The following is a 23,087-nucleotide window of genomic DNA, read 5'->3' on the forward strand; positions in this document are numbered from 1 at the left end:
GGAAGTTAAGCCCTCCATCGCCGATGATACTGCGTATTCGTGCGTGGGAAAGTAGGCCGATGTCAGCACTTTTTCTTTCCGGGAGGCGCGTCCAACCGCACACTCCCGCCGCTTCACGCAAAGGCCCCGGTAGAGCAATCGCCGGGGCCTTCGTGCGTTCAAGGGAGGGGAGTGTGCGGGAGCGGGGGCGTTGTCAGAGCGCTTTGTTGGTGATGCCCGCCGCGAGGTTTGCGACGCTGTGCGTGTACCGGCTGATTTCGATCCCGTGCTTCTTCAGCTTGTAGAGCAAGGTGGAGCGCGGCAGGCCGAGCAGCGTGGCAGCGCCTTTTTTTCCGCTGATGACGCCATTGGTCAGGGTCAGCACCTTCTCGATGACCAGCCGCTCGGTATCCGCCAGGGAATAGCCGGGCGCCACTACGGGAGGCGGGGGCAGGGGCGCGACGGACACGTCGCGAATGCCCGGATGATGCGCATCCTGTTGGAACAGGGGGGTAATCATGGCCGGCTCTACTTCACCTCCGTAATTGAGAATGAGCAGCCGCTTGACCATGTTGGAAAGTTCCCGCACGTTGCCCGGCCAATGATACTCTTCCAGCAGGCGCAGTGCGGAGCGGGAGAAGGTGATGGGCTTGCACTGCATGTCTTCGGTAAGAATGCCCACGAGGTGTTGCAGCATGGCGCGCAGTTCGCCGAGGCGTTCCCGCAGGGGGGGAATATTGATAATCGCCGCGCCCAGCCTGTAATACAGGTCGTTTCGGAACTGGCCGCGCTGGATCAGCGCGCCGAGGTCAGCGTTGGTGGCGGAAATGAAGCGCACGTTCACCCGGATGGAGCGGCTTTCCCCGACCCGCTCGAAGCTGGAATCCTGCAATACTTGCAGCAGCTTTGCCTGGAGCGTCTTGTCCAGGTCGCCGATTTCGTCCAGAAAGATGCTGCCCTTGTCCGCCATCTCGAAGCGCCCCACGCGATGGCTGTTGGCGCCGGTGAACGCCCCCTTGGCATGGCCGAACAACTCGCTTTCGAACAGCGTCGAGGACAGGGCCGGACAGTTGACCTTGACGAAGTTGTTGTTTTTTCTGGCGCTGTACCGGTGGATGATGTGGGCGATGAATTCCTTTCCCGTTCCCGTCTCGCCGCGTATCAGAACCGGCACGTTGCTACAGGCCAGAAGCTGCGCCTGTTCCATGACGATGCGCATGCTCTCGCACCGGTAGAAAAAGCGCGGTTCGGAGTAGCTCGTCTCTTCCGGATAGAGCAGGTCGCCCACGCGCTGTTGCAGTTCCGCATTCATCTTCTGGAGTTTGGCGTGGGCAAGCATGTTGTCCACGGCCAGGGCCACCTGCACGGAGATTTTTTCCAGAAACGCCACCAGGTCGGTGTCGTCGTCGCGCAACGGCCGCCTGAAGGAAACGACGAGCGCGCCGATGGGCTGGGAACGGCTCATGAGCGGCAGGGCGATGGCCGAACGCAATCCGGCATCGTGCATGCTGCGTATTGCGTCGAACGACGCGAGATTCTTGATGTCCTGGGCGATGTACGGCGCTTTCGCCCGGATGGCCTCATGGGCCAGGGGGCCCCGCTGCGGGATGGGCGTATCGTCCATGCAGGTGACGGTGACCCCTTCGGCCCGCGCGAACCATTCCAGCGAATCGTTGGCCGGATTGTAGATGCTGAGACTACATCGGTCACAGTTGACCAGGGGTTGCAGCGTTGCGGCAAGACTCTGGAAAAGACCCTCTTGGGTGACTTCGCGGACAAGAATGTTGTTGATCAGCAGCAGCGCTTGGTAAAACCTGTCAGGAAGGTCGCTCATCGTTCCCTCACGTATGCTACCTGAAGGGTACGTGGTATGCAGCGCCATGCGTTCGAGTGGGGCAGCCCGCGCTGGCCCCACTCGTAGCGTGAAGTGCTTATGCGCTTTCGTATAGTCTCGTTATGATGAATTCGCGATGCCCGAGCACCTCGGCGGAGGTCCTCCTGCCGTTGCATGTGCGAATCATCATGTCAATGAGCTTGTCCCCGGCCTGGTCGAGGTTGATCTCGCGGCGCAGGATGCCGGAGACGTCCACGTCGAAGTGCTCGCTCATGGTGCGCAGCGTGCGGGGATTGGAACACAGTTTGACCACCGGAAGGATGGGGTTGCCGATGACGTTGCCCTGTCCGGTGGGGAACAGGTGCACCACGAACCCGGCGGCGGCGCACAGGGTGACCATTTCGGCGGCGGCGGAGGAGGAATCCATGAACCACAGGCCGGGGCCGGTGGGGCTTTCCGCCTTGTCCAGGCAACCCACGACAGGGGCCTTGCGGCCGATCTTCTGGATGTTGCCGAGGGCCTTTTCCTCGATGGTGGTCAGGCCGCCCTCGATGTTGCCCTTGGTGGGTTGCGAGTCAGAAAGGTCGTCGGTCTTGTGGTCGTCCACGACCTTGGCGTAGCGGTCGAAGAAGAACTGGAACTTCTTGCGCACCTCGTCGGTGGCGCAGCGCGCGGCCACCAGGTGTTCCCCGCCGGTGAGCTCCGTGGTTTCGCCGAACAGCAGGGTGGCGCCGGCTTCCCACAGCTTGTCGTAGGCGTTGCCCACCGTGGGGTTGGTGGCCAGCCCGGACGTGGTGTCGGATTCGCCGCACTTGGTGGACACCCAGAGTTCCTTCACGTCGCATTCCGTGCGCTGCTGCTCGCTGGCCCAGTGCATGTACTCCTTGGCCCGGCGCGATGCGGCGCAGATGGTGGCCAGGTCGCCGTTCTTCTCGATGGCGAAGCCCGACACGGGCTTGCCGGTCTTGGCGATGCCGTCCACGATCTTCTGCGTCCACAGGGGCTCGATGCCGATGACCACCACGGCGGCCACGTTGGGGTTGCAGCCCATGCCGATCACGGTGCGGAAGTACAGGTCGAGATCCTCGCCGAACTGGAGGCGGCCGTAGGCATGGGGCAGGGCCAGGGTGCCCTTGACGTTGTTGGCCACGGCTTCGCACGCCGCGTTGGACAGGTCGTCGAGGGGCAGCAGGACCACGTGGTTGCGCACGCCCACGCGGCCGTTCTCACGCCGGTATCCGAAGAATTTCCTTTCCATGACCTACCACCTCTTGGTCTTGACGTTGTGGACGTGCAGATGTTCGCCCTTCTTGATGGGCGCGACCACCTTGCCGATGTCCGTGTTGTACTTGAACACGGTGTCGCCCGCGGCGAAGTCCTTGAGCGCCACCTTGTGGCCGATGGGAATGTCGTTGCGCAGGGTGATGTGGACGGTCTTGTCTTCCTGCATGACCCATCCCGTGCATTCGTGACCTGCCGTCAGCCCTTCCACCACCACGACGCCGACGCCGTCGGCCGCTTCGTGAACCAGGAAATCGATGGACATGTGTTCCTCCTTGAAGGGTTGTGGGGTTCCGTCCCCGTGGGCTTCCCGTCCGGGGCCGTGGCGCGGCGGCCCCTAGGCCACGCCGAGCCTGGCATAGATGTCCGGCAGCCTCCGTTGGGCTTCCGCGGCGATCTCGTCGTAGAGGTGCCGCCCATGGCTATCCATGGCCACGGTCAGGGGGCCGAAGTTCTTCACCCGGAAGCGGTACAGGGCTTCGGGGTGCAGATGTTCGAAGTAGACGGCCTCCACCTCTTCGATCTGTTCCGTCTCCAGGGACGCGGCACCGCCGACGATGGCCAGGTACACCGCCCCGTACGTGTGCATGGCGTCCAGGCTGCCCTGGTACAGGCCGCCCTTGCCGATGATGGCCCGCACCCCGTAGGTGCCGATCAGCCCCGGCGTGAAGCGGTCCATGCGCGTGCTGGTGGTGGTGCCCACGCAGATCTTTTCCCATTTGCCGTCCACCTGGCGCAGGCTGGGGGCGGTATGGATGCAGGGCATGCCTTCGAGGCTGACCGGGGGCTTGTGGCCCTGGTCGAAGATGTAGATCTGCGTCAGGTCGCGGATGCCGAACAGCGGGCCGTCGAAGTAGACGATGTCGCCGGCGTGCAGCGCGCGGATGTCCGCTTCGGAAAACGGGGACGTGAGATGGTGCGTGATGCTCATGGCTGTCTCCTAGTACCCGTAGGTCGTTGAGCCGTCGGGCAGGACCACCGCCCGCGCCCGCCGGGCGGGCCAGCACTGGGTGTTCACGGCCACGGGGTTCTGGGTGATGTGGGTGTAGGCGTGCTCGATGTGCACGGCCAGGCAGGACACGTCGCCGCCAAGCCCCATGGGGCCGCGCCCGGTGGCGTTGATGGCCTCTTCCAGTTCCTCCTCCATCTCGGCGAACTGTGGATCGGGGTGGCGCTGGCCCACCGGGCGGCAGATGGCGTCCTTGGCCAGGCGCATCACCAGGTCGGACGTGCCGCCGAGGCCCACCCCGATGACGCCGGGGGGGCAGGGGTTGGCGGCGCTTTCCACCACCGTGTCCAGAATGAACTTCTTGACCGCCCTGATCCCGTGCTGGGGGTAGAACATCTGCATCTTGCTCATGTTCTCGGAGCCGGAGCCCTTGGGCACCATCAGGATGTCCAGCGCGTCGCTGTCCTCGACGAAATCCCAGTAGATGACGGGCAGGCCCGGCCCCACCGAGGTCTGGGGATTGATCCGGGTGAGGGTGTGCGTGGAACTGCTGCGGAAGGGGAATTCCTGCGTGGCCCGCCGCGCGCCCTCGTAAAGGCAGGACTTGATGGCCGCACAGTTCCAGGGAAACCGCGACCCCACCCGGACCTTGTAGATGGGCAGGCCCGTGTCCTGGCAGAGCAGGGTCTTTTTGGCGTCCGCGATGTCGATGGCCTTGAACATGGCCTCGAAAATGGCGCGGGCGGTGGGGACGGTCTCGCGGTCGCGGGCCTTGCGCAGGGCGGCGCGCACGTCCGGCGGCAGGTCGCACAGGGCCTTGATGTAGCTCTGCTTGGCCGCCTCTTCCACGATGCGGTAGTCGAATGAAGACATGTGCCAACTCCTTGTGTTGGACGTTGCGGTCAGCGAATGGCTGGGGGGATGGCCGGGGGACTGGCCGGGGGTGCGGTTGAAGAGACGGCCGGAGGAACGGTCAGGGTGTCGGGAATGTTGGCGCGCACGTCTTCCGTGCGCATGGGCACCGCCGAGCCCCGGCTGAAGTCGAGGGCCAGCAGGAAGGCGGCGAGGGCCTTCAGCTCATCGGGACGAAGGTCGTAGGCGGGCATGGAGGTGGAGGCCATCTTGGACTTGGGGTCCTTGATGTAGGCGGAAAGGTAGTCGACCGTGCGCCCCTTGGCCTTCATGTTGGACATATCGGGACCGGTGCGGTGGCCGCCCTGGCCCTGGATGTTGTGGCAGTATGCGCATTCGCGTTCCACGTAGATGCGCAGGCCCTGGCGGACCTCTTCCGTCATAGCTCCGGGGGAGCCGGGGGGCGTGAGCACGATCTTGTTGTAGGGCGCGGCCTCGGAATAGGCCTGTCCGGTCAGGTACACGATGCAGATGATGAAGGTCAGGCCGATGCTCATGGATACCGGTCTGTTGACCACCCCCTTCATGCGGCTTTCGCTCATGAAGGGCACGCAGAGCATCAGCAGCGCGCCGCCCACGGGAATGACCAGGCTGCCCACGGCCTCCCATGTGCCGTTGAAGTAGGTCAGCAACTGGAATATCCACATGTAGTACCATTCCGGCCGGGGCAGGTAGTCGGCGATGAAGGTGCCGGCCTTCTGTTCCAGCGGCGCGGGAGCCCAGATGGCCAGCCCCAGCAGGAAGCAGAACAGGATGCCGAAGGCGATGGCCGTGCGGTGCATGTGCTCGGGATAGAAACGATACGGCGGGGTGCCTTCGGCCGGGGGCGGCAGAGGCTCGCCGGCGATCCTCTCGCGCGGGTCGGAGAGGTTGTGCAGGCGGATGAGGTAGATGTGTATGGCCAGAAAGAGCAGGAGCAGGCAGGGAAGCAGCAGGGTGTGGATGGAGTGGAAGCGCGTCAGCGTGAAGCCCGACATGCCGTCCCCGCCCAGGATGAAGCGCGTGATGGCGTTGCCCACCAGCGGGTACTGGCTGGGAATGTTGGCCCCGACCACGGTGGCCCAGTAGGCCTTCATGTCCCACGGCAGCAGGTAGCCGGTGAACCCGAGGCCCAGCGTCACCAGGAACAGGCAGGCCCCGGTGACCCACGTACCCTGGCGCGGATTCACGTATGCGCCGTGGAAATAGGTGACCATCTGGTGCACGAACACCAGCAGCACCATGGCGCCCGCGCCCCAGTGATGCAGGCCGCGCAGCAGCTGCCCGGCGGCCACATCGTTCGAGATGAAGCGGACGGAGCTCCACGCCTTGTCAGGGGAGGGCACGTAGTAGAAGGCCAGCACGATGCCCGTGACCACCATCAGCAGGAAGACCAGGGCGCACAGCGTGCCCAGAACGGCGCTCCAGCCCGTGCCGTCCGGCAGCCTCTTGTAGAGGAAGGGCTTGAGATGCGTTTCCCATCCGATATGTTTGCCGATGTTCATTACACCACCTCGACCTTGAGTATGCCGTCCTCGACCTTCCAGGGCAGGCGGGTCAGCCCCCTGGGCGGCGGACCGGCGATGACGTTGCCGTCCCTGTCGAACGCCCCGCCGTGGCAGGCGCACTTGAAGCGCGAGGACAGCGGATCCCAACTGACGGCGCAGCCCAGATGCGGGCAGGTATTGCTGAAGCAGAGCACCTGGCCGGGGGCGTCGTGCCGTACCAGCAGGGTGGACTGCACCTGTTCGCTGTGGAACGCCTGGGTGCGCGTGTAACCGAGCGGCAGGGTGCTGACCTCGCCCACGGGGATGTCCTTGAGCGCGGCCACGGGCACCCATTGCGCCGGTGTGCGGACCTGGGTCGGCGCCACCGCCGCGGTGCCCAGGATGCCGCCGAGCACGGCCACGGCCCCCGCGCCCACGGCGGCCGTCAGGAACGTGCGGCGCGAGGCGCACGCCAGTTCCGGTCCGGCGGGGGGGCATGCCGTTGCGGCAGCCGGAGAAGCCGCAGGAGCGTCATGGTGATGCACCCCGCAGGAGCAGCCCGTGGCGACGGGCTTCGGCGCGTCCTTCGCCCTTTCCTTCGCCGCTTCCTCCACCGGATGGGCGGAAAGGGGCCTGAGCGATTTCAGGTGCTTCAGCGCCAGACGCTGGATGTACTTGATGGCCCGCGTCCCGCTGATCTGCTTGGGGCAGACTTCCGTACAGTTGAATTCGGTACGGCAGGCGTAGCAGGAGTCCAGCGCCCGGGTCAGGCGGGCTTCGAACAGCCCGTCACGCTCGTCGGCCAGCAGGGTGAAGGCGCGGTTGAGGGCGGCCGGTCCAGCGTACCCCGCATGGTGATTGACCATGGTGCAGCTTGAAACGCAGCAGCCGCAGGCTATGCAGTCCGTGGCCATGCCGATGTCGATGCGCGCCTGGTCGTCGGGCTTGATGGCGTAGGGCTCGTCGTGTTCCACGGCGGGCTCGAAGAACGGCAGGGCGTCCTCGTATTTGGCGAAGAACGGGTCCATGTCCACCACAAGGTCCTTGATCACGGGGAAGTGGTTCAAGGGACGGATGGTGATGTCCTGCGCAGGGGGCAGGTGTGAGACGTTGGTCTTGCAGGCCAGGGCCTCGCGGCCGTTGATGACCATGCCGCAGGAGCCGCACATGTTGACGCGGCAGGCGAAGCGGAAGGAGAGGCTCGGGTCCTGCTCGCGCTGAAGGCGCAGCAGCACGTCGAGTATCGTGGTGGTTTCCGGCGCGGGGATGTCCAGCGTGTAGGCATCGAAATGCCCATCCCCGCCCTCGGCCGGGTCGTAGCGGAACACCCTGACGGTGCGGGATGTCGGTTGGGATGTCATGACGGCCTCCGGTTAGTAGATGATGCCCCAGACGAGCAGCACCACGGCAAGGCCCATGCCCGGCAACCAGTAGGCCAGGTTCCGCTGCCGCTTGATGTCCGCCAGATTGAAGTCCAGCAGGATGACCCGCAGCCCCAGCGCCGCGTGAAACGCCACCACGACCAGCAGCATGAACTGGAGAAACGGCTTGTAGGTGAAGAAGAGGTGCAACGTGAGGAGTACGACAATGAATACCGCGCTGATGCGCTGCATCAGCCAGGCCCACATACCCACGTGTGTGCGACCTCTCCGGTACGGGTCAAGGTCTCCCCATTGCAGTGGCGTGCGGTACTCGAACTTCTGCTGCTGTTCCATGTTGTTTTCTCCGGAATGTGCTGCGTTGATATGTCGGTGAAGAATCATTTTTTCCATTTCTGGCAGGCTTCGACAGGCTTGTGCGTAAACTCGACGGGCTTCTTTTCCGTAACGGGCATGCCGTCGTCGCCGCGCCAGAGAAACGTGTTGAACAGGCCGTAGTCGTCGCGCTGTTCGGGGAAGTCCAGGCGGGTATGCGCGCCGCGCGTTTCGTCGCGCAGCAGCGCCGAGGTCGCGGCCATGATCGAGACGTCGATCATGCTGCGCGTATCGAGCCATACGTTGTAGACCATGTTGTAGGCGTTGCTTTGAGCAACGGACGCGCGTTCCACGTCGTCGCTCAGGCTGCGGAAGATGGGCAGGGCCTCTTCCAGGTCCTTCTGGTTGCGGATGATGCCCACCTTGAGCCAGTTGGTTTCCTGGATGTCGTGCCGGATTTGCAGCGGGCTCCGCCCGTCGGTGCGCGACAGCGGTTCCCGCAGGCGGGCGACCATCGATTTCACAAGGCCGGGGGCGGTCTTCGCGATGCTGCGGTCCTTGGCCAGGAAACGGGCCAGCGATTTGCCCGCTAGGCGTCCGTAGACGCAGGACTCCGCGATGCCGTTGCCCCCGAGGCGGTTGGCGCCATGCACGCCCCCGGCGTCTTCGCCCGCGACAAAGAGCTTGTGCAGGCTGGCCTGGCAGTCGGTGTTGATCTCTGCGCCGCCCATGAAGAAGTGGGCCGTGGGAGAGACGGGAACCCGTCCCCTGGCCAGGTCGTAGCCGAACTGCGCGCAGCGCTCGGCCATGCCCGGGAAGGACTTGAGCACGAAGTCCGCGCCCATGTGGGCGGCGTCGATTTGCACGCCGCCCTCGGGACACGCGCGGCCGGCCATCATTTCCATGTAGGCCGAGCGGCTCACCACGTCGCGGGTGGCGCGTTCCGCCACGTCCGGGGCGTAGCGCTGCATGTAGCGCTCGCCCTCGCCGTTGTAGAGGTGCGCTCCCGCGCCGCGCAGCCCTTCTTCCAGCAGTGCGCCGGCCACCACGCTGCCCGGCACGATGAGCCCGGTGGGGTGGAACTGGATCATTTCCATGTCCCGCATGCGGACGCCGGCCCTGTACAGCATGGCGATGCCGTCCGCGGATTTTTCCGGGCCGGGGGCATGAAAGCGGTACTGGGTGGGGCCGCCGCCCGTGGCCACCAGGGTGGCCGCGGCTTCCACGACCAGGAATTCACCCCGCCGCATGTCGTACAGCAGGGCGCCGGTGACCGTCTTGCCGGTGGCGTCCAGCAGTAGTTCCACGGCGCGGGTTTCTTCCAGCACGGGAATGCGCCGCTTGAAGACCTGCTCCGTGGTCCGGCTGATGATTTCGATGCCCGTCAGGTCGCCCCTGTGCACGGTGCGGTCGAAGGATTGTCCCGCGAAGGGCTTCTGATGGACGCGCCCATCGGGAAAACGGTCGAAAAAACACCCGCAAATGGTCTCCAGCTCCTTGACCGTCGGGGTGGCTTCCTCGACGAGCTGCTTCGCGAGGTCCTGGTTGTTGATGTACTGACCGCCCTTGAGCGTATCCATGAGGTGCTTTTCATGGGAGTCTTCGGGGTTCAGGACGACATTGAACCCGCCTTGCACCATTCGGCTGCATCCGCCCTTCCCTTTCAGCGCCTTCGAGGCGATCAGGATATTCAGCGACGGTATTGCATCGTGCGCGTATATGGCGGCGAGCTCTGCCGCGGCTCCCATTCCAAGTATGAGAAGATCGACTTTGTGCGTTTGCATCATGTCCAACCGCGCTTGTTAGAAGGTTATACAGTTCCTTCGCAGTCTCCACGCAGATATCAGCAAGGATGGTGCCAACGGGATGCAAATGGTATCGTTTTGAAATTCGGGGTGTTGCTTCATGCTTGGCGGGGTGGCGCAGTTGGTGGTGTCCAGTATTGGTCTTTTTTGTCCAAGCGTGGCGTTGCTGACGGTCATTGGTCATCTGGAAGGCGTTGGGGGGCTGGGGAGCTTGAAGAGATGTCGCGAGGACCGCCTTTGGGAGACGCGCCGGAGAGGCGCTTTGGCCCACGGGGTCGCAGGTCTGCCGCAAATGCCGGAGCGGGGTCAGGGCTGAAGGGAGGGCGACGTGCCGGATCGGGCGGATCGGGAGGCGGACCGGTAGAGGGGGGGCGATCCGGGGGCGCGCGGGTGTTGTCCGGCGGTGGTTACGGGACGGGGTAAAGGCCGCATGACGGCCAGGCCGGGCTGTGGATGCACGGGCAGCACAGCCTGCCGTCATGCGGCGTAGGGGGGATTAGTGGCTGGGTCTTTCCTGTTTCTTGGGCGGGAAGCCAAGGCAGTAGTAGGCGGCGCCAAGCACCACCATGCCCAGCAGAACCTCGCCCGGAAAGGCGTAGTCGTACATCCATTTCAGGTACTTGATGCCCGTCAGCGACTGGGGGGACAGCAGCATCCATGATCCGGCTGTAAGCAGTGCATATCCGAGTGTCTTTTTCATCATGCGCTCTCCCTCTGCAGCGAGTGGCTTGAAATCCAGTGGCCGAAGTGATCCTGCAGGAACGCCCCCACCACGCCGTCATCGGTGGTGTTGCCCGCGGTGGAGAACATGGGGATCAGCCCGCTGAACACGGCGACGAACGTCGTGACGTAGGTCGCGGGGTCGGGAGCCCCCAGCAGCACGGCAATGATGGGCGACATGAAGTACCCCGCCCCGCCCGGAATGCCGGGCGATTCCAGCCCCAGGATCATGACCGGCGGAATGAGCATCAGTATTTCGGACAGGGAAATGGGAATACCCAGCAGTTGGGAAACGATGATGGTCACGATGAGCACGGACATGGTGCTGCAATTCTTGTTCAGCACCGTGCCGAAGACGATGGAGACCTCCGCTATGTCTTCGTGCAGGCCGAGGTCGCGTTCGGCGGAAATGATGTTCACGGCCAGGGTGTCGTAGGATCCCCCGGTGCCGAAGCCCGTGGGCCACACCGCGCCGTAATAGGAGAGTATCTGCTTCCAGGTGCGCTTGGTGCAGAATTTACAGAGCAGGATCATCAGGGCCACCCACGTACAGGTGACGATCATGACCCACAGCACCCCCTGGCCATACAGCGCCATCCCCTTGGCCCCGAACTTCATGGGAATGCCGATGGCGAGGCAGCCGATCATGATGGGGTAGTACCACAACAACTTCTTGAAAAACCACAGAATCGCGTCGCCGACGGCAATGAAGCCATGGGCGATGGGATGCAGTTGCTCGAACTTCGCGGCGAGCCACCCCAGCAGCATGGCTCCCACCAGCGCCTGCAACAGGGGTTGTTGGGTAAGGACGTTGGCGAAGGTGTGCCCGATCTGGGCAACCCACGCCATGGGGCCGGGCACATCCAGGCCGGGAAGGAACATGGGTATGTCGGAGAGCACGGATATCCAGCCCGTGACGTACAGCAGGGAGACGCCTCCCATGAACAGGTACGCCCCGAAAATCAGGCCGAACAGCTTGCCGGCCTGTTCCTTGTGGTACAGCATCAGCTTGGCCATGGCCGCGGCCAGCAGGTTGAAGATCAGCAATGCCGCGAAGGTGACGATGGTCTTGGGAAAGTATGTTCCGCTGATGTGCAGGGCGCCGATGATTTCGTTTTTCGGAAATGCGTATCCAAGACACAGGCCTACGATCAGATAGCCCACAACGAGGATGGGCAATGGTATCCTTGAATAGAAATTGCCTTTGGACATGAAATGCTCCTCATGTGAAATGTTGTTGGCTTCAATACTTGTTGTGGAATATCCTCACAGGTGTTGCATCAGTCTCCTTTCTGGTGGATGTTCATGAATGCAGGTCAACGCATCTCGCGGATCAGTATGCACTTCGTGCTGCGCACGTGAATTCCTTTGCGTGTATTTTGAAATCTTGATGTGCCATGACAATGGATACTTATTTCATGAGAAGAAGCGACACGATGAATATGACGGCAAGGACAGCGATTCTGAACATGCGATGGTGCGAGCGCTTGTTCAGGATGTTTCCAAAAAATGATCCAAGGTATATTGCTGGCAATGAAAGCGCGATTATCAGCAGTGTCTGTGTGTCGAGTATTCCGATGTGCAGGTAGGCGAATGTCTTGTACAGATTGGTTATGGCGAACGACAAAACGATGGTCCCCACGAATACGCGCCGATCCTTCTGCGTCGACAAGAGGTACAGGGACCACACCAACCCTCCGGCATGACACATGACCGTGGCGATTCCCCCCAACATGCCGTAAAAGACGGCGCTGCATCTTCTGGCGCCGGGCCGGGGGCGCGGCAGCAGGCGTGTGCATGCCGTCACGATGCGGGACCGGGGAAAAAGCATGCCCAGCGCATAGGCCATGCCGAACACGCCCACGCCCATCCGGAAGACATGCCCGGGGATGACGGGAATGAGCCACGTCCCCAGCAGCAGGCCGGGCACGGCGGGCACCAGCAGCCACAGCAACTCCCGCGTGCTGGCCCATTCCCTCCAGTAATTGCGCAAGCCTATGATGTCGGACCCCAGCATGATGGGCGCGCCAATGCCCAATGCGGTTTTTGCGGGAAACACCAGCGTGAGCACGGGAAGCAGAAAGATGCCCGAGCCGACGCCCACGCCGTTCTTGATGAGGGCGGAGAGAAATCCCGCCGCCGCTATTGTGGAAAGTTCCATCAGATTCATCGTGGGTATCCTGTTGCGTCTTTCCGGAAGACGTGGTGACAACCGCGCCATGCAATGGGGGGCTTGCCGTGGTGCATGCCCTGCATTTCCAAAAGCAATGGCTGTGCCATGTTTTTCCCTGGCATATGATTGTGAATTAATTCATAAAAATGTTGCTCGATCAGAAGATTGAAAAAATCCGGGCGCAAATAGGGCATTGTTGGTTGCTATCGGGCAAAAGAGTCCAATAGTGGACATGAATGCTTCCGATGTGTTCGGGCGTTGCATGCAACAGTGCGCCCTCCATCTGGAAGGGCTCCGGATACGTCGGCAGACGGCCGTCCTGCGGTGCGCCGGAGGCGCGGAGGCTGTGCTGGATGCGGGGCAACGGCAACCGCGCGTGTCCGTGGCATGTTCGCACCGGCGCGCACGGTGACGGCAGGCCGGCAAGGCCAGTGGCTGGAGGGGCGTGTGGGAAGGGAGGAAGGGGCGGGCGGAACTGGCGGGAGCGGCGGGAACGGGCACATGCGCGCCGGAGAGGCGCGGGCTGCGGAGCTTTTGCCTTGTGCGTTGCAGTGCTAGGGAAGGGGGAGCGCCGCCGGGACCGGCGTGTCCCGGTATGCTGCACACGCCATGGGCGGCATCCCTGGAGGGCTTGCCCCGTTCCCATCACTTCTGCTTCGGGAGGATTGCATGTCTGCCGCACCGTCCACTGGCATCCAGCGATTCGCGGGTATTGACCTCGACGCCGCACTCGCCGTTGCCCTGGATGCCGCCAAGGCCGGATGCGCCGTGTTGGCGCGCGGCCGTTCGCGTCTTGCCCGCCTGCACACCACCACCAAGAGCCCCGGCGACATCACCACGGAGTTGGACGCCCGGTCGGAGGCGGCCATTTTCGCGCGCATCCGGCAGGCGTATCCGGACCATGCCCGATTGGGTGAGGAGTCGGGAGAGGAATCGGGCGGTTCCGGCGCGTCGCCGTATCGCTGGATCGTCGATCCCCTGGACGGCACGGTGAACTACGTGCACGGAATCCCGTACTATGCCGTGTCGGTGGCGCTGGAGGTGGACGGAACAGCCGTACTCGGCGTGGTGGCCGACCCGGCCCGGCGCGAATTCTTTACGGCCGTGCGCGGCCGGGGGGCGTTTTGCAACGGGCGTCCGCTGTCCGTGGCCCGGCGCGCCCGGCTGGACGAGGCCGTCATCGGCACCGTGGTGCCGCCGCCCAAGTGGCCGGGCATGGAGGGGTATCTCGCGCAGTTCTGCGCCGTTGCGCGCAGCGCGACGGGCATGCGCCGCGGCGGCGCAGCAGCGCTGGACCTGGCTTACGTGGCTGCCGGGCGGCTGGACGGTTTCTTCGTGGTCAGCCTGAAGCGCTGGGACCTTTCCGCAGGCGCGCTGCTGGTGCGGGAGGCCGGAGGGGCCGTGGCCGACATCGACGGCCACCCGGACCCGCTGCACGCCAACCGCCTTGCCGCCGCCAACGGCGATCTGCTGCCCGCGCTGTTGGGGCGGTTGCGGCCAGAGTGACGCAGGCTTGCCGGGCGAAGGTACGGGAAAAGCATGGGGAGGGGGCAGCGTTGGCTTGCCTCCTCCCCTTTTTCATCACGCGGCGCTTTGCGCTTGTTCACGCAACGCCAGCGGCTAGTCGCGGTTCCCACCCCGCGCCATGTCCTCGATGCCGTCTCCGCGCCGCCGCAGCCACAGCCCGAACCACAACGCGTTGCCCAGGCACATGATGCCGGACAGCAACAGGGTCGTCGACGGGCCCAGGGCCTGGGCCATGGCGCCCCCCAGCAGCGAGCCGAACGGCCCCATGCCCAGGAACATCATGGAGAACAGGGCCATGACCCGCCCCCGGTAGGCGTCGGGCGACATGATCTGCAAGAGCGTGTTGGCCGAGGCCATCAGCACCACCATACCCATGCCCACGGGCACCAGGGCCAGCAGGGCCGTCCACACCGACCGGCACAGCGCAAACGCCGTCAGGCTGGCTCCCAGCCCCATGGCGGCGTACAGCGTCCATCGGAAGAGCCCCTTGCTGTCACGGCGAGAGGCAAGGCACAGCGCGCCCAGCAGCGCGCCCGCCCCGGCGGCTCCCAGCAGCAGGCCGAGGGTCCTGGCGTTGCCGCCCAGCACCTTGTCGGCCACCACGGGCATCAGCACGGAATAGTTCACCGCAATCAGGCTGGTGGCCCCCACCAGCAGCAGGGTGGTGCGGATGCCCTCGTGGCGCACCGCGAAGCCAAGTCCCTCGCGAATGCGTTGCAGCGTCGAAGGCCCCGGCGGCGGGGGCACGTGGGCGGGCAGGCGCATCATCAGCAATCCGGCGATGACCGGCACGAAGCTGACGCCGTTGAGCAGAAAGCACCACCCCTCGCCAGCGGCGGCCACCATCAGGCCCGCCAGCGTAGGGCCGATAACCCGCGCCGCGTTGAACATGGACGAGTTCAGGCCGATGGCCGTGGGCAGGTCCTTGCGCCCCACCATGTCCATGACGAAGGACTGCCGCGTGGGCACGTCGAAGGCGTTGACCATGCCGAGGGCCGTGGCCAGCACGAACACGTGCCAGACCTGCACCAGATCGGTCATGGTCAGCGCGGCCGCCGTCAGCGCCAGCAGCATGGAGGCCACCTGCGTGCCGACCAGGATGGCCCGCCGGTCGTGGCTGTCGGCCAGTGCGCCGCCGAACACGGACAGCGCGAACAGGGGCAGTTGCGCGGCAAAGCCCAGCGCCCCCAGCACGAAGCTGGATTCGCTCAGCCGGTACACCAGCCACGACTGGGCCATGGACTGCATCCACGTGCCGGGCAGCGAAATGGCCTGCCCGCCGAAGAACAGCCGGTAGTTGCGGTGACGGAATACGCGCAGCGGGCCGGAACTGCCGCCGGGGGTGTTCGGTGTGCCGGATGGCCCTGATGCGCCGGACGTGCTGGATGCGTGATGATCGGGGAAAGGAGGCATGCTGCGTCCGTTGCGTTGCCGTCGTGCCCGGCGCGTCAGTTGGCGGGACGGGCGGCCTTGCCTGCCGTGCCCGTGGCGTCACCCGGAGCGGCTTGCGGCGCCGGTTGCGGCATGGACTGGGGCATGGGCTGGGGGTCGGGCAGACCGGGTGCGGCGGGCTGGAACTGCGGGTGGGCCTGCATCCACTGCGCGGCGATGTTCTTGGAATGCACCAACTGGTCGGGCGTCATGCGCTGTTGCACCTCGGCCGCCACCGGGGCGGCGTCGCCGTCGCCGAACAGCACGGCGCGGGTCAGCCACGAATGGGCGGTGACCACGTCCGCCGTGGTCCCTTCGCCCTCGGCCAGCATGCTGCCCAGCAGGGTCATGCAGCGCGGGTGGCCGCCCTCGGCGCACTGGCCGAACAGTTGCAGGCTGCGGACGAAGTCCTTGGGCACCCCATTGCCCTCGTGGTGCAGGATGCCCAGGTTGAGCAGCGAATGCTGGTCGCCGGCCTTCTCGCCCATCTGGAAGTAGCGCACCGAGCTTGCCAGGTCCGGCTCCGCGCCCTGGCCCCGGTAGAACATTTCTGCCACCAGGCCCATGGCGTCGGGGTTGCCTGCGTCGGCAGCCTCTTGCAGCAGGTGCAGGGCCTTGGCGTCGTCGCGTTTGGTGCCCATGCCGTAGCGGTAATGCACGCCCAGCCAGAACCGGGCGCGCACCACGCCGAGGGCTGCGGCGCGTTCCGTCCAGCGGAAGGCTTCCTTCTGGTTCTCCGGTCCGGCCAGCCCCTTGCGGTGGTATTCGGCCAGCAGATCGCAGGCTTGCGGGTGGCCGCGCTCGGCCGCCAGCGAGAGCCACTTTTCGCCCTGCATGAAGTCGCGCCGGGTGCCGCGCCCGTAGGTGTACAGCACCCCCACCAGGGCCTGCGCGTTGACGATGTCCTGCCCGGCGGCGGACATGGCCAGCGAGAATGCCTTGGCCTCGTCCTTCCGCACGCCGGCGCCGTCCAGGTACATGCGGGCCAGCACGTCCTGCGCGGGGCCGAAGTCCTGCGCGGCGGACTTCTCCAGCCAAGTGGCGGCGCGAGCCGGGTCGGGCTGGCCGTCGGCGCCCTGCAGCAGGGCCATGGCAAAGGCGAACTGGTCCTGCGGGCGGGTGGGGGCCTCGATGCTGGTGCCGTCGGAAAGTTCCACCAGTTCGCCCACGGGGCCGGAGGCGCGGCCTTGCGGCGTCTGCTCCGGGGTGGGCTGGGCGGCGTTGCCGTCCTGTTCCTGCCGGGCGGCGGCCATGCTGTCCGGCGTGACCACCAGGTCGGGCGCGCCCGGCTCGTTCGCGCCCGGCTCGTTCGCACCGGACTGGTTCGGGGCGGGCGCGGTACCGGATTCGGCGGCGGATGTTGCGGAGGTCGCGCCGCCGTCGGCCGCACCGGCGTCCTGCTCCGTGGCCTCGCGCACGTAGGTGGGGCGCTCCGGCAGGGCGGCCGTTCCCTTTTTGGGTGGCTTGCAGCCTCCCAGCAGCAGGCCCGCCGCAAGCAGGGCCACAAGCGCGAGGAGCGCCGCGTTGCGTGTCATGGTGTACGGGGCGGCGGGCGAACGGAAGCGCGCGACGACGCGGCGGGATGTGTTCATGGTCTCTCCGGGGTGTGGCTGCGGAGCGGTCGGGCGTGCGCGTTCGTCCGCGCATGTTCGTCCGGGCACGGGCGTACGCGCGGGAGACCGCGCCGAAGGAGGGGCATAGCACGCGCCGGGGTGAGGGTAAACGGGCGTGGTGCCGCATGGGCCGGGAAGGCGCGTGTGGGCTCAGCGCGCCCCGCCGCCCTCGCCGCCGCTGCTGCCGTCCTCCATGCCGCCCCCCATGCCACCAGATGCTTCGGATCGGCTGCCGCGTCGCCCTTGCTGGCCGTTGGGGCCGTTGCCCGCCGGGCGGTGCAGGCCGCTTTCTCCCCCGGCGGGGATGTGCCCGCCGGGTTCGCCGCGCACCGGGGAATGGGCGCAGCCTTCGCCGGTGCGCGTGCCCAGTCCGCCCGGTTCCCCGTGCTCGCCGCCGTGCTGCCGCTGCCACGCCGCCAGTCCGCCTTCCAGGTAGCGCGCGGTCACCCCGCGCGCCGTCAGGCGCGACTGGATGCCCCGGCTGGCTTCGCCGCCGCCCGCGCAGTACACCACGGCGCTGGTGCCTTCCGGGATGGAGGGCAGCCACGTGCCGGCGGCGGCCGGGTCGCGCCACTGCGAGCCGGGGATGGCTTCCGGATGCAGGGCGTGTTCGCTCCGGCTGCGCACGTCGAGCAGCAGCAGGCGTTCTTCGCCGCAGATGGCGTCGTCGAGTTCGCGGGGGGTGATGGAGCGGACCATGGGAGCCTCCCTCGGCTGCGGTGCGGTGCGAATGGACGGGCGGCAGGGCCAGCCGGGCGGCGTCCCGTCAGGACGGCTGCGGGAACAGGGTGAACTGGTCGTCCATCATGGTCATGGGCACGTCGTCGCGCCCGTGCAGCACGCCCTTGCCGCGCGCGCCCCACGGGCACACCTTGACGCACACCCCGCATACCGAATGCCCGATGAGCGGGCGCTTGGCGAAGTCCTCCCGCAGCAGGGCGCGGCAGCGCTCGAAGTGCAGGGCTTCGTCGCGGCTTCCGTAGTGTGCGCCCGGCTCGTGCGGCAGCGCGGTTCCCTTGATGGCCCCGGCCGGGCAGGCGTCGGCGCAGCGGGTACAGTTGCCGCAGCGGTTCATCAGCGGGCGGCCCGGTTGCAGGGGCAGATCGGTGAGCACCGTGCACAGGCGGATGCGCGGGCCGTACAGTGGCGAAACGGTCAGCAGGCTCTTGCCCTGCCAACCCAGCCCGGCGGCCACGGCCACGGCCTTGTGCGAGATCATGCTGGTGCAGGCCACGGGGTCCAGTGTCTGCGAGGCGGGCAGGGGCAGGGCGCGGCCGCCCGCTTCCTGGATCAGCAGGGTCAGGCGCAGGGCCGTGTCGTCCAGCCGGGCGTTCACGGCTTGGTAGTGGTGGGCGTAGAGCGGCGTGGGGCCGTCCACGATGTCGTCCAGTACCGGGTCCGCCAGGCGCACGCCCAGGCTGATGGCCCGCGACCAGCCGTCCAGCAGGTTTGCCGGATGGGTGGGCAGGGCGCGCACGCGGTCCAGGTCGGCCACGCCGAACAGGCTTGCTCCCCACCGTAAGGCCGCTTGTCGCAAGGAAAAACTGTCCATGGCCATGCTCACCTCCGCAGCGTGCTGGCTTCATGGATGGCATGTTTTCCGTCCGGGTGCAACGGCCCCGCCCGCCTCGGCGATACGTTGCGCCGAGAGTGCATTACATGCCGGAATGCCAGCGATTGTCGTGGGAATACATTGCAGGTGGACACAGGGAATTTTTTGCTTTATGTTCATATAATGGCGTGGACAGGCGATTTCATCATGCGAATGAAATGCACGTCCGCGCGGAATTGAAATCTTATGCTTCGATGTCCGGGAGGATGTTGAGCATACGGGCAAGGGCCAAGGAATGCCTGCCCGTGTGCATATGAGTTCGGTATGATGTTTGCCACCGGAATCGTGTGATTTTTCGGTGTGCGATGTTCCGGGTGCAGTCGCAATGCGCGGCTTGCGCTTCCTCCGGCGTGCCCTTGCGGCCCGGCAGGATGCGGGCCGTGCCGTGGCTTGTGCCGCAGGCCCGGGCTTCCGCCATTTGCGGATGTGCCCGCGTGCGGCGGCTTTCGCGGGGGATCCCTCATGGACCGCCACATGGTCCGCCCCGCGAACCGGTCATGGCCGTGCGGCGTCAATGACGCCCGGCCAGGCTGCACCCGTTCCGTGTCTCCCTCCCGTGCATCCCCGCGACAACATGATGCGCGCCCACGCCGGGTGTGCGCCGATGGTGCGTGTCCACGCAGACGGCTCGTGTCCGGTCCCCATCCGGAACAGTGCACCCGTGGCGCGCGCGGCACAGGAGGCAGCATGGCGAAGATAGAGATCAGGAATCTTACCAAGATATTCGGGCCAGCCCCGGAAAAGGCGCTGGCCATGGTCCGCGAGGGCAGGCCCAAGGACGAGATATACAAGCGCACCAAGCATGCCGTGGGCGTCAACCGCGCCTCGTTCGACGTGGAGGAGGGCGAGATCGTGGTGGTCATGGGCCTTTCCGGCAGCGGCAAGTCCACGCTGGTGCGCTGTCTGAACCGGCTCATCGAACCCACCGACGGCACGGTGCGCATCGACGGCGCCGACGTGACCTCCCTTTCGGTGAAGGAACTGCGCGCCCTGCGCCAGCGCACCTTCGGCATGGTGTTCCAGAATTTCGCGCTGTTCCCGCACCGCACCGTGCTCGAAAACGCCGAATACGGGCTGGAGGTGATGGGTCCCCCCCGCATGGACAAGGCCGCCCGCCGCGACAAGGCGGCCGAGGCCCTGGGCCGCGTGGGCCTTGCCGGGTGGGAAGCGGCCCGGCCCGGCCAGCTTTCCGGCGGCATGCAGCAGCGCGTGGGCCTGGCCCGCGCCCTGGCGCTGGACCCGGACATCCTGCTGATGGACGAAGCCTTCAGCGCGCTGGACCCGCTGATCCGGCGCGACATGCAGGACGAACTGCTGCGCCTGCAGGACGACGTGCGCAAGACCATCGTGTTCATCAGTCACGACCTGGACGAGGCGTTGAAGATCGGCGACCGCATCGTGCTCATGCGCGACGGGGCCGTGGTGCAGGTGGGCACGCCGGAAGACATCCTGACCAGCCCGGCCGACGACTACGTGGCCCGCTTCGTGGCCGACGTGGACATTGCCCGCGTGCTCACGGCGGGCACGGTGATGAAGCGGTCCGAGGCGGTGGCGGTGCTGGGCGTGGACGGCCCGCGCACGGCCCTGCGCAAGATGCGCCACCACGCCATCGCCACCCTGTTCGTGCTCGACCGCAACCACAGGCTGGTGGGGCTGGTCACCGCCGACGACATCGCCGACCACCTGGCGGGCGGCGAGCGCGACCTTGCGGCCATCGTACGCACGGACATCACCACCGTCTCGCCGGACACCCCCGCCTCCGAACTCATTCCCATCATGGCCGGGCTGCCCCATCCGCTGGCCGTCACCGACGAGCGCGGACGCCTCGCGGGCGTCATCGTGCGCGGGCTGCTGCTGGGCGCGCTGGCCGAACGAGGAGGGAACGCCTGATGGATATGACGAGCATGACAAACCTGACAAATCTGACGGGCCTGACGGGCATCTTCCCCCGCATCCCCTTGGGACAATGGCTGGAAGCGGCCATCGACTTTCTGGTGACCCACCTGGCCCCGGCCACGCGGGCCTTTTCCGCCGTGACCGAAAGCGGCCTGAACCTGCTGGAGGCGGGGCTGGACGCGCTGCCCCCGGTGCTGGTGATCGCCTTCGTGGGGCTGGTGGCCTGGCGGGTCACCCGCAAGGCGGGGCTTGGCGTGTTCGCCGTGGCCGGGCTGGCCCTGGTCTGGAACATGGGCCTGTGGCAGGCCACCATGAGCACCCTTGCGCTGGTGCTGGTGGCGACCCTGCTGGCGGTGCTGGTGGGCATTCCGCTGGGCATCGCCGCCGCCATGAGCGACCGGGCCCGCGCCGTGGTCATGCCCGTGCTGGACGTGATGCAGACCATGCCCGCCTTCGTCTACCTGATTCCCGCCATTCCGTTCTTCGGCCTCGGCAAGGTGGCTGCCGTGTTCGCCACGGTGATCTTCGCCATGCCCCCCGCCATCCGTTTCACCTGCCTGGGCATCCGGCAGGTGCCCGCCGAACTGGTGGAGTGCGCGGAAGCCTTCGGCACCGGACGCTTCCAGCGGCTGGTGAAGCTGGAACTGCCGCTGGCCGCGCCCACCATGCTGGCGGGCGTGAACCAGACGGTGATGCTGGCTCTGTCCATGGTGGTCATCGCGGCCATGATCGGCGCGAGGGGCCTGGGCGGCGAGGTGTGGAAGGCCATCCAGCGGCTGGAAATGGGCAACGGCTTCGAGGCGGGCATAGGCATCGTCATCGTGGCCATCTGCCTTGACCGCATATTGCAGCATGTGGGGAAGCGGGTGGGGAGCTAGGATGATGGCACCAGGGGCCTTTTGCCCTCTGCCTGCGTCAGGACGGTTTTTTGTTCCGGTCAAATACCGAAGAGCGCTTTGCGGTCCCCATCCGTAAGGTTCGCACTGCGCGCTCACCGACGGCTGGGGCATATTCCCCTCCACAAAAAAACGTCCTTCCTTGGCAGAGAACAAAATTCCTCCTGGTGCGCAGACACAGCCTCTCCGCACGTCCCACACCACATCGCCGCAGTGCGCGGCATAACCTCCAACAGAGGAGCACGACATGAAGAAGATACTTCTGCTGACCCTGGCGGTCCTGCTGCTGGCGGCGCAGGCCCTTGCGGCAGACGGCAAGCCCGTCCGCCTTGCCTACGTGGAATGGGACTGCGCCACGGCCAGTTCCCATCTCGCCAAGGCGGTGATCGAGGACAAGCTGGGCCGCAAGGTGGAAGTGCTGCCCGTGAGCGCCGCCGCCATGTGGATGGCCGTGGCCTCGGGCGACGTGGACGGCATGGTCACCGCGTGGCTGCCCGTGACCCACGGCGACTACCTGAAGAAGGTGGAAGGCAAGGTGAAGGACCTCGGCCCGCTGGTGGGCGGGGCTCGCCTTGGCTGGGCCGTGCCCGACTACGTGCCCCTGAAATCCATCGAGGAATTGAACGCCAACGCGGACAAGTTCAAGGGCAAGGTCATCGGCATCGACCCCGGTTCCGGCCTGATGAAGCTGTCCGAAAAGGCCATGCAGGACTACGGCCTGAACAAGCTGACCCTGGTGGAGGGCAGCGGGGCCACCATGACCGCCGCGCTGGACGACGCCATCCGCCGCAAGGAATGGGTCGTGGTCACCGCCTGGTCGCCGCACTGGATGTTCGGGCGCTGGAAGCTGCACTATCTGGACGACCCCAAGAAGGTGCTGGGCGAAGAAGAGCGCATCCATACCGTGGTGCGCAACGGCCTGGACAAGGACATGCCCGAGGTCTACGCCTTTCTCGACCGCTTCCGCTACGCCGACGCCAACCAGTTGGAAACGCTGATGGCCTGGAACCAGGAAAAGAACGCCGATCTGATGGCCAACGCCCGGCGGTTCATGAAGGAACACCCCGAACTGGTCACGGAATGGCTGGGCCAGTAGGGAAGGAAAAGACGGAAATGGAAAGGCGCGGCGGCGGACTTGCCGTAGTGATGGCGCGCGGTGCCCCACCTCGAACACGCTGCCGCCCCATTCCACCACGTCTAGTACAGTTCCAAGATGTGCTTCTTGGCAAGGGGCGGTTGGGCATGTAGCACGCACCCCTTTATCCGGAACGGCGCGGCGGTTATCCGCCGCGCCGTTGT

The 23,087-nt window shown here is 65.7% G+C and carries 20 protein-coding genes; 4 read left to right on the forward strand and 16 right to left on the reverse strand.

Annotated features, from left to right (window positions below):
* Positions 1–193: 193 nt before the first annotated feature.
* From ACR4XJ_RS14815 to ACR4XJ_RS14870, 12 genes are all read right to left on the reverse strand, one after another.
* Positions 194–1,813, reverse strand: coding sequence for a sigma 54-interacting transcriptional regulator (locus tag ACR4XJ_RS14815; protein ID WP_434755936.1), 1,620 nt, complete (start codon positions 1,811–1,813; stop codon positions 194–196).
* A gap of 97 nt (positions 1,814–1,910) precedes the next feature.
* A complete protein-coding gene (locus ACR4XJ_RS14820; RefSeq protein ID WP_434755937.1) occupies positions 1,911–3,071 on the reverse strand; it encodes a UxaA family hydrolase in 1,161 nt (386 codons plus the stop codon).
* A gap of 3 nt (positions 3,072–3,074) precedes the next feature.
* Entirely contained in the window at positions 3,075–3,359 is a 285-nt protein-coding gene (locus ACR4XJ_RS14825) for a UxaA family hydrolase (RefSeq protein ID WP_333506178.1), read from the reverse strand.
* Positions 3,360–3,431: 72 nt separating this feature from the next.
* Complete coding sequence (locus ACR4XJ_RS14830; RefSeq protein ID WP_434755938.1) at positions 3,432–4,025, reverse strand: FumA C-terminus/TtdB family hydratase beta subunit; 594 nt, start codon at positions 4,023–4,025, stop codon at positions 3,432–3,434.
* A 9-nt stretch (positions 4,026–4,034) separates the two neighbouring features.
* Positions 4,035–4,916, reverse strand: coding sequence for a fumarate hydratase (locus tag ACR4XJ_RS14835; protein WP_434755939.1), 882 nt, complete (start codon positions 4,914–4,916; stop codon positions 4,035–4,037).
* 29 nt (positions 4,917–4,945) lie between these two features.
* Positions 4,946–6,439 (reverse strand): cytochrome b N-terminal domain-containing protein, encoded by a 1,494-nt coding sequence (locus ACR4XJ_RS14840; RefSeq protein WP_434755940.1) that lies wholly within the window; start codon positions 6,437–6,439, stop codon positions 4,946–4,948.
* The gene (locus ACR4XJ_RS14845; protein WP_434755941.1) at positions 6,439–7,782 is read right to left on the reverse strand and encodes a 2Fe-2S iron-sulfur cluster-binding protein; all 1,344 of its coding nucleotides are present in this window, start codon (positions 7,780–7,782) and stop codon (positions 6,439–6,441) included. The genes ACR4XJ_RS14840 and ACR4XJ_RS14845 overlap by 1 nt, the downstream gene beginning before the upstream one ends.
* Before the next feature lie 12 nt (positions 7,783–7,794).
* On the reverse strand, positions 7,795–8,136 hold the full coding sequence (locus ACR4XJ_RS14850) for a succinate dehydrogenase (protein ID WP_434755942.1): 342 nt from the start codon (positions 8,134–8,136) through the stop codon (positions 7,795–7,797).
* A 44-nt stretch (positions 8,137–8,180) separates the two neighbouring features.
* A complete protein-coding gene (locus tag ACR4XJ_RS14855; RefSeq protein ID WP_434756059.1) occupies positions 8,181–9,902 on the reverse strand; it encodes an L-aspartate oxidase in 1,722 nt (573 codons plus the stop codon).
* Between the two features lie 514 nt (positions 9,903–10,416).
* Complete coding sequence (locus ACR4XJ_RS14860; RefSeq protein ID WP_434755943.1) at positions 10,417–10,575, reverse strand: hypothetical protein; 159 nt, start codon at positions 10,573–10,575, stop codon at positions 10,417–10,419.
* Positions 10,576–10,619: 44 nt separating this feature from the next.
* On the reverse strand, positions 10,620–11,852 hold the full coding sequence (locus ACR4XJ_RS14865) for a cation:dicarboxylate symporter family transporter (RefSeq protein WP_434755944.1): 1,233 nt from the start codon (positions 11,850–11,852) through the stop codon (positions 10,620–10,622).
* 199 nt (positions 11,853–12,051) lie between these two features.
* The gene (locus tag ACR4XJ_RS14870) at positions 12,052–12,810 is read right to left on the reverse strand and encodes a sulfite exporter TauE/SafE family protein (RefSeq protein WP_434755945.1); all 759 of its coding nucleotides are present in this window, start codon (positions 12,808–12,810) and stop codon (positions 12,052–12,054) included.
* Between the two features lie 672 nt (positions 12,811–13,482).
* Between ACR4XJ_RS14870 and ACR4XJ_RS14875 the strand changes: the two genes are divergently transcribed.
* Entirely contained in the window at positions 13,483–14,319 is an 837-nt protein-coding gene (locus tag ACR4XJ_RS14875) for an inositol monophosphatase family protein (protein ID WP_434755946.1), read from the forward strand.
* Positions 14,320–14,433: 114 nt separating this feature from the next.
* Here ACR4XJ_RS14875 and ACR4XJ_RS14880 read toward each other — a convergent pair whose 3' ends face one another.
* From ACR4XJ_RS14880 to ACR4XJ_RS14895, 4 genes are all read right to left on the reverse strand, one after another.
* Positions 14,434–15,753, reverse strand: coding sequence for an MFS transporter (locus ACR4XJ_RS14880; protein ID WP_434755947.1), 1,320 nt, complete (start codon positions 15,751–15,753; stop codon positions 14,434–14,436).
* A gap of 35 nt (positions 15,754–15,788) precedes the next feature.
* Entirely contained in the window at positions 15,789–17,363 is a 1,575-nt protein-coding gene (locus tag ACR4XJ_RS14885; RefSeq protein WP_434755948.1) for a hypothetical protein, read from the reverse strand.
* 171 nt (positions 17,364–17,534) lie between these two features.
* Positions 17,535–18,083: a rhodanese-like domain-containing protein gene (locus ACR4XJ_RS14890; protein ID WP_434755949.1), complete on the reverse strand. Its 549-nt coding sequence runs from the start codon at positions 18,081–18,083 to the stop codon at positions 17,535–17,537.
* Positions 18,084–18,150: 67 nt separating this feature from the next.
* Complete coding sequence (locus tag ACR4XJ_RS14895) at positions 18,151–18,942, reverse strand: 4Fe-4S double cluster binding domain-containing protein (protein ID WP_434755950.1); 792 nt, start codon at positions 18,940–18,942, stop codon at positions 18,151–18,153.
* Between the two features lie 741 nt (positions 18,943–19,683).
* Here ACR4XJ_RS14895 and ACR4XJ_RS14900 point away from each other — a divergent pair.
* The 3 genes from ACR4XJ_RS14900 (at position 19,684) to ACR4XJ_RS14910 (ending at position 22,884) form a co-directional block, all read left to right on the forward strand.
* The gene (locus ACR4XJ_RS14900; protein WP_434755951.1) at positions 19,684–20,886 is read left to right on the forward strand and encodes a quaternary amine ABC transporter ATP-binding protein; all 1,203 of its coding nucleotides are present in this window, start codon (positions 19,684–19,686) and stop codon (positions 20,884–20,886) included.
* Positions 20,887–20,900: 14 nt separating this feature from the next.
* Complete coding sequence (locus tag ACR4XJ_RS14905; RefSeq protein ID WP_434755952.1) at positions 20,901–21,770, forward strand: ABC transporter permease; 870 nt, start codon at positions 20,901–20,903, stop codon at positions 21,768–21,770.
* A gap of 265 nt (positions 21,771–22,035) precedes the next feature.
* Positions 22,036–22,884, forward strand: coding sequence for a glycine betaine ABC transporter substrate-binding protein (locus tag ACR4XJ_RS14910; RefSeq protein WP_434755953.1), 849 nt, complete (start codon positions 22,036–22,038; stop codon positions 22,882–22,884).
* The last annotated feature ends 203 nt before the right edge of the window (positions 22,885–23,087 follow it).

It is taken from the genome of Nitratidesulfovibrio sp. D1, from assembly GCF_051133415.1.
GTDB lineage: Bacteria > Desulfobacterota > Desulfovibrionia > Desulfovibrionales > Desulfovibrionaceae > Cupidesulfovibrio.